Source organism: Gilliamella sp. wkB308, from assembly GCF_001690185.1.
Lineage (GTDB): Bacteria > Pseudomonadota > Gammaproteobacteria > Enterobacterales > Orbaceae > Gilliamella > Gilliamella apicola_I.
Map to the genome: position 1 here is coordinate 1 of NZ_LZGN01000024.1, position 1,751 is coordinate 1,751.

General features: G+C 35.6%; 3 protein-coding genes. All 3 read right to left on the bottom strand.

The features are described 5' to 3' along the window. The coding region (locus A9G10_RS03890) for a DUF6708 domain-containing protein (RefSeq protein WP_218837327.1) at positions 1-480 on the bottom strand (480 nt) is incomplete at its 3' end. A gap of 57 nt (positions 481-537) precedes the next feature. Continuing rightward, positions 538-1,410 carry a DUF6708 domain-containing protein gene (locus A9G10_RS03895; RefSeq protein WP_065558371.1) on the bottom strand — a complete coding sequence of 291 codons (873 nt, stop codon included), beginning with the start codon at positions 1,408-1,410 and terminating at the stop codon, positions 538-540. A gap of 57 nt (positions 1,411-1,467) precedes the next feature. Then, the coding region (locus A9G10_RS12755; RefSeq protein ID WP_179855806.1) for a hypothetical protein at positions 1,468-1,751 on the bottom strand (284 nt) is incomplete at its 5' end.

Sequence of the window (1,751 nt, forward strand, 5' to 3'; positions counted from 1 at the left end):
AAAGTTTTCCCAATCATAAACTTTTATATGAAATTTGTTTAAATCTTTAAAGGCTCTTCTCGGTGGCCATGCTTTAAACATCCATTTCATTGCCACCGCTTCGTAAAGATAAACCTTGCCTGTTTTTCGATTAAAACGAATTGGATTACTTACGGGGGCATAGTGACCAAAAAGAAGAGTGAAAAAAGTTAAATAAACAACCAGACCTCCTCCTAAAGATGCAATAAATGACAATATCACGGCAAGCCAAGGAATATTATTTTGATTTAAACAAACAAAAAAAGCCAAAATAACCGAAATTTCTCCACCTCCCAATAAAAAAAATCCAATATAAGGTCCGATAATTTTTCGTTTACGATAGATTTCAAGGTAATTATCCGTTGCACATGCAACATAATTAGCATGACGTTTAACCGGCCCCCCCCCTTTAGATAAATCACTTTTCCAACAAACAATTGGTGGTTTGTAACGTGATGGCATTTTTTGCTCCTGCTATCCTGATTGTTGTGCTTTCCGTTTTTTAAACTAACGTCAGGATTATTCGACCGGATACACGGTTTTTGTTAGTTCATACTCTTCTTCTATTTGAGCAAGCTCTTCTTTTGAGCCCGCTTTCGATGCTTTGTCTAACCCTTCAATTTGTCTCGAGGTTATTTTTAACTTCGGTTTGACTTGCATAAAGGTTTTGGCATCCCAAGGTTTATAATCAACGTATTCTAAACCTGCTTGGTCTAAGGGTTTATCTGTGTTCCTTCCCATAAAATGACAAATCCAATGCCAATCCATCGTAAAACAATCCGTTTCACGGATATAAATATATTCAATCACTTTATAACTATTAGGCTCACAAGCAGCCCCAATTAACGTATAACTTTCAAAGCTACCACCTTTTACATTGACCACTGTCGAACCTTGTAATACACCATGAAAGTTTTCCCAATCATAAACTTTTATATGAAATTTGTTTAAATCTTTAAAGGCTCTTCTCGGTGGCCATGCTTTAAACATCCATTTCATTGCCACCGCTTCGTAAAGGTAAACCTTGCCTGTTTTTCGATTAAAACGAATTGGATTACTTACGGGGGCATAGTGACCAAAAAGAAGAGTAAAGAGAGTGAAATAAAGTACCAGACCTAATCCAATAGATGCAAAAAAATATATTATTGCCATGAACCAATAAAGTTTTAATTCAGTTAAAAAATAAAAAAATAACGAAATAAGCAAAATTTCTCCACTTCCGAATAAAAAAAATCCAATATAAGGTCCGATAATTTTTCGTTTACGATAGATTTCAAGGTAATTATCCGTCGCACATGCAATATAATTAGCACGACGCTTATTCCCTGGTCCGCCCCCGTTAGATAAATCACTTTTCCAACAAACAATTGGTGGTTTGTAACATGATGGCATTTTTTGCTCCTGCTATACTGATTGTTTTGCTTTCCGTTTTTTAAACTAACGTTAAGATTATTCAACCAGATACACGGTTTTTGTTAGTTCATACTCTTGTTCTATTTGAGCTAGCTCTTCTTTTGAGCCCGCTTTCGATGCCTTGTCTAAACCTTCAATTTGTCTCGAGGTGACTTTTAACTTCGGTTTGACTTGCATAAAGGTTTTGGCATCCCAAGGTTTATAATCAACGTATTCTAAACCTGCTTGGTCTAAGGGTTTATCTGTGTTCCTTCCCATAAAATGACAGATCCAATGCCAATCCATCGTAAAACAATCCGTTTCACGGATATAAATATATT

Bases quoted from the DNA above. Each gene is read 5' to 3' on its own strand.
- A9G10_RS03895 (WP_065558371.1), bottom strand. From the start codon at position 1,410: ATGCCATCATGTTACAAACCACCAATTGTTTGTTGGAAAAGTGATTTA.